The sequence below is a fragment of the Stenotrophomonas sp. SMYL89 genome (assembly GCF_036319985.1).
GTDB classification, from domain to species: domain Bacteria; phylum Pseudomonadota; class Gammaproteobacteria; order Xanthomonadales; family Xanthomonadaceae; genus Stenotrophomonas; species Stenotrophomonas maltophilia_Q.
In genome coordinates this window covers 1-5,549 of sequence record NZ_JAWIRW010000035.1, presented here as the reverse complement: position 1 = coordinate 5,549, position 5,549 = coordinate 1, and the positions used below count along the sequence as shown (strand labels likewise).

Here is a 5,549-nt window from a genome sequence, read left to right as displayed (position 1 = left end):
CGGCCGGCGGCGCGAAGTAAGCGGAGAACCCCATGGCACGCTTTTTCATCGATCGACCCATCTTTGCATGGGTCATCGCCATCATCATCATGCTCGCCGGCGGCCTGGCCCTGTTCAAGCTGCCGGTCTCGATGTACCCCAACGTCGCGCCGCCGGCGGTGGAAATCAGCGCAACTTACCCGGGTGCATCGGCCAAGGTGGTCGAGGACTCGGTGACGCAGATCATCGAGCAGAACATGAAGGGCCTTGATGGCCTGATCTACTTCTCCTCCAACAGCTCGTCCAACGGCCAGGCCACCATTACCCTGACCTTCGAGAGCGGCACCAACCCGGACATCGCCCAGGTGCAGGTGCAGAACAAGTTGCAGCTGGCCATGCCGCTGCTGCCGCAGGAAGTGCAGCGGCAGGGCATCAACGTGGCCAAGTCCAGCTCGGGCTTCCTGAACGTCATCGCGTTCGTGTCCGAGAACGGCAGCATGGACGCCAACGACATCGCCGACTATGTCGGTTCGAATGTCGTTGATCGCCTGAGCCGCGTGCCGGGCGTGGGCAACATCCAGGTGTTCGGCGGCAAGTACGCGATGCGCATCTGGCTGGACCCGAACAAGCTGCACACCTACGGCCTGTCGGTTGCCGAAGTGACCGCGGCGGTGAAGGCACAGAATGCCCAGGTGGCCATCGGCCAGCTCGGCGGTGCGCCGTCGGTGAAGGGCCAGCAGCTCAACGCCACCATCAACGCGCAGTCGCGCCTGCAGACCCCGGAGCAGTTCCGCAACATCATCGTGCGCGGCGCGCAGGACGGTGCCGAACTGCGCCTCGGCGATGTCGCCCGCGTCGAACTGGGTGCCGAGTCCTACGACTTCGTCACCCGCTACAACGGCCAGCCGGCCAGCGGTCTGGCGGTCACCCTGGCCACCGGCGCCAACGCGCTGGATACCGCCGCCGGCGTGGATGCGGCGCTGGAAGACATGAAGGGCTTCTTCCCGGCCGGGCTGAAGGCCGAGATCCCGTACGACACCACCCCGTTCGTGCGCGTGTCGATCAAGGGCGTGGTGCAGACCCTGATCGAAGCGATCGTGCTGGTGTTCGTGGTGATGTACCTGTTCCTGCAGAACTTCCGCGCCACCCTGATCCCGACCATCGCCGTGCCGGTGGTGCTGCTGGGTACCTTCGGCGTGCTGGCGATGCTGGGCTTCTCGGTGAACATGCTGACCATGTTCGCGATGGTGCTGGCGATCGGCCTGCTGGTGGACGATGCCATCGTGGTGGTGGAGAACGTCGAACGCATCATGTCCGAGGAAGGGCTGTCTCCGCTCGAGGCTACCCGCAAGTCGATGGGCCAGATCACTGGCGCGCTGGTGGGCATCGGCCTGGTGCTGTCGGCGGTGTTCGTGCCGATGGCCTTCATGAGCGGTTCCACCGGCGTGATCTACCGCCAGTTCTCGGCCACGATCGTCTCGGCGATGGCATTGTCGGTGCTGGTCGCGATCGTGCTGACCCCGGCGCTGTGCGCGACCATGCTCAAGCCGCTGAAGAAGGGCGAGCACCATGTTGCCCATCGCGGCCTGGCCGGTCGTTTCTTCAACGGCTTCAACCGCGGTTTCGACCGCACCAGCGAAAGCTACCAGCGTGGCGTGCGCGGCATCATCCATCGTCCGTGGCGCTTCATGGGCATCGTTGCGGCGCTGTTCGTGCTGATGGGCGTGCTGTTCGTGCGCCTGCCAAGCTCGTTCCTGCCCAACGAAGACCAGGGCGTGCTGATGGCGCTGGTGCAGGCGCCGGTGGGTGCCACCCAGGAACGCACGCTGGAATCGATCGCGGCGCTGGAAAACCACTTCCTGCAGAACGAAAAGGATGCGGTGGACTCGGTGTTCTCGGTGCAGGGCTTCAGCTTCGCCGGCATGGGCCAGAACGCGGGCATGGCGTTCGTCAAGCTGAAGGACTGGAGCGAGCGTGACGCCAACAATGGCGTGATGCCGATCACCGGTCGCGCAATGGCGGCACTGGGCCAGATCAAGGATGCCTTCATCTTCGCCTTCCCGCCGCCGGCCATTCCGGAACTGGGTACCGCTTCGGGTTACACCTTCTTCCTGAAGGACAACAGCGGCCAGGGCCACGAGGCACTGGTGGCCGCACGCAACCAGCTGCTGGGCCTCGCTGCGGGCAGCAAGAAGCTGGCCAACGTGCGCCCGAACGGCCAGGAGGACACGCCGCAGTTCCGCATCGACATCGACGCGGCCAAGGCGACCTCGCTGGGGCTGTCGATCGACCAGATCAACGGCACCCTGGCTGCCGCATGGGGCAGCTCGTACATCGATGACTTCGTCGATCGCGGCCGCGTCAAGCGCGTGTTCGTGCAGGCCGACCAGCCGTTCCGCATGGTCCCGGAGGACTTCGACCTCTGGTCCGTGAAGAACGACAAGGGTGAGATGGTGCCGTTCAGTGCGTTCGCCACCAAGCACTGGGATTACGGTTCGCCGCGCCTGGAGCGCTACAACGGTGTGTCGGCGATGGAAATCCAGGGCGAACCGGCCCCGGGTGTCGCCTCCGGTGATGCCATGGCCGAGATCGAGCAGCTGGCCAAGCAGCTGCCGGCGGGCTTCGGCATCGAGTGGACGGCGATGTCCTACCAGGAGCGTCAGGCCGGCTCGCAGACGCCGCTGCTGTACACGCTGTCGCTGATGATCGTGTTCCTGTGCCTGGCCGCGATGTATGAGAGCTGGAGCGTGCCGACGGCGGTGCTGCTGGCGGCCCCGCTGGGTATTCTCGGCGCGGTGCTGGCCAACACCTTCAAGGGCCTGGAACGCGACATCTACTTCCAGGTGGCGATGCTGACCACGGTGGGCCTGACCAGCAAGAACGCGATCCTGATCGTGGAGTTCGCCAAGGAGAACCTGGAGAAGGGCGCAGGCCTGATCGAGTCGATCATGCACGCGGTGCGCGACCGCTTGCGCCCGATCGTGATGACGTCGCTGGCCTTCGGCATGGGCGTGGTACCGCTGGCGATCTCCACCGGTGCCGGCTCAGGCGCCAAGCAGGCGATCGGCACCGGCGTGCTCGGCGGCATGATCGTCGGCACGGTACTGGGCGTGTTCTTCGTGCCGCTGTTCTTCGTGGTGGTGCAGCGCGTGTTCAAGCGCAAATCCACGACGTGATGAAATCCGGTAGCGCCGGGCCGTGCCCGGCGGATGCCTCACCGCGTAGCCGCCGGGCATGGCCCGGCGCTACCACCGTGACCCCCAAGGTGTCGCCATGAAATTCTCTTCTCTTGCTGTATCCCTGGCCGCCGCGCTTGCGCTGGCCGGTTGCTCCACCCTGGCGCCTAAAAACACCGCCGTTGCACCTGCCATCCCAGCGCAGTGGCCGGCCGAAGCTGCACAGGGCCAGGTGGCCGATGTCGCCGCCGTCGGCTGGCGGGACTTCTTCACCGATCCACGCCTGCAGCAGGTCATCGAGCAGTCGCTGCAGAACAACCGCGACCTGCGCGTGGCCGTGCTCAATGTTGAACGCGCGCGCGGCCAGTACCGCGTGCAGCGCGCCGATCGCGTGCCCGGCGTGGCCGTCACCGGCCAGATGGAGCGTCGCGGTACCGATGCCGGCGTCACGGAGCAGTTCACTGCCGGCGTCGGCGTGGCCGAGTTCGAGCTGGACCTGTTCGGCCGCGTGCGCAACCTCAGCGAAGCGGCACTGCAACAGTACTTCGCCGTGGCCGCCAACCGCCGCAACGCGCAGCTGAGCCTGGTGGCCGAGACCGCCACCGCGTGGCTGACCTACGGGGCCGACGCGCAGCGGCTGAAGATCGCCGAAGCGACGCTGAAGACCTACGAGGATTCGCTGCGCCTGGCCGAAGCCCGCCATGAACGTGGCGGTAGTTCGGCGCTGGAACTGACCCAGACCCGTACGCTGGTGGAAACCGCGCGCACGGATGCCGCACGTCTGCGCGGCCAGCTGGCCCAGGACCGCAACGCGCTGGCGCTGCTGGCCGGAGGCCAGCTGGATCCGGCGCTGCTGCCGGACAGCATCGAACCGCAGCTGCTGGCGTTGGCCCCGCCGCCGGCCGACCTGCCCAGCGACGTGCTGCTGCAGCGCCCGGACATCATGGCTGCAGAACACCAGCTGCTGGCCGCCAACGCCAACATCGGTGCGGCACGTGCAGCGTTCTTCCCGAGCATCTCGCTGACCGGCAGCATCGGCAGTGGCTCGAATGAACTGTCCAACCTGTTCGACAGCGGCACCCGCGTGTGGAGCTTCCTGCCGAAGATCACCCTGCCGATCTTCCAGGGTGGCAAGCTGCGCGCGAACCTTTCCATCGCCAATGCGGATCGCGATATCGCGCTGGCGCAGTACGAGAAGTCGATCCAGGTGGGTTTCCGCGAAACCGCGGACGCACTCGCGCTGAATGTCAGCCTGGATGAGCAGGTGAGCGCGCAGCAGCGCCTGGTGGAAGCCGCCGAACAGGCCAATCGCCTGTCGCAGGCACGCTACGACGCCGGCCTGGACAGCTTCGTCACCCTGCTCGATGCACGGCGCACCGCCTATACCGCGCAGCAGACCCGCCTGCAGGCCGAACTGGCCCAGCAGTCCAACCGCATCACCCTGTACAAGGTACTGGGCGGCGGCTGGCACGAGCGCAGCTGAGGTAGAGCCGGCCAACGGCCGGCTCTACCTGGGTGATCGACGGCAATGCCGGCCACTGGCCGGCATTGTCCGTTTCGAGGGGATCTCATCCCCTGTCGATCACGTTCCAGCAGGAAAGCTTTCCTGCGGCTGAAGGCCTGGCTTGCTTTCAGGGCTAGATACAACTTTCCTCATACCTATTGCAGCTGTCTCGCCGTCTCATCGCGTGGCGGAACGCTGCATCGATCGCCACGGGAGGCGACGGGGGCCCCGCACCTGACGCGTGGAGCGATGTGCTTGTCCCATTCCCTGTTGTGCAGTTCCCGCCGCTGGCTGATTTTCGTCAGCAGCATCCTGCTGGTTGCCTGCCAGCCTTCCGCGATGGGCCACGATCCCGGACCGATGGCAGTGCAGATGGTCACGCTGAAGCCCGAGACCGTGGGCCTGACCCGCGAACTGCCGGGCCGTACCAATGCCTTCCTGGTCGCCGAAGTGCGCCCGCAGGTGAACGGCATCGTCGCCAAGCGCCTGTTCACCGAGGGCGGCATGGTCAAGGCCGGCGAGCCGCTGTACCAGATCGAGGACGCCAGCTACCGCGCCCAGGCCAACAGCGCCCGCGCCCAGCTGGCCCGTGCCGAAGCCACCGCCAACGCTGCCCGCCTCAGCGCCAAGCGCATCACCGAGCTGGCCAAGGTCGACGCGGTCAGCCAGCAGGATCTGGAAAACGCCGTGGCTGCGCAGAAGCAGGCCGAGGCTGATGTCGGTGCCGCCAAGGCGTCGCTGGATGCGGCCAACGTCACCCTGGGCTATGCCCGCATCGTCGCGCCGATCAGCGGTCGCATCGGCAAGTCCAGCGTCACCCAGGGTGCGCTGGTCAGCGCCGGCCAGGCCAATGCACTGGCCACCGTGCAGCAGCTGGACCCGATCTACGT

2 protein-coding genes and 1 pseudogene are annotated in these 5,549 nt (G+C 66.3%); all 3 read left to right on the top strand.

Annotated features, from left to right (window positions below; translation table 11 throughout):
• Positions 1–32: 32 nt before the first annotated feature.
• Positions 33–3,155, top strand: coding sequence for a multidrug efflux RND transporter permease subunit SmeE (gene smeE, locus V3B41_RS20360; protein ID WP_100443693.1), 3,123 nt, complete (start codon positions 33–35; stop codon positions 3,153–3,155).
• 97 nt (positions 3,156–3,252) lie between these two features.
• Positions 3,253–4,638 (top strand): multidrug efflux RND transporter outer membrane subunit SmeF, encoded by a 1,386-nt coding sequence (smeF, locus tag V3B41_RS20355; protein WP_049431838.1) that lies wholly within the window; start codon positions 3,253–3,255, stop codon positions 4,636–4,638.
• Between the two features lie 333 nt (positions 4,639–4,971).
• Positions 4,972–5,549: pseudogene (smeD, locus tag V3B41_RS20350) on the top strand (multidrug efflux RND transporter periplasmic adaptor subunit SmeD); the annotation flags it as partial.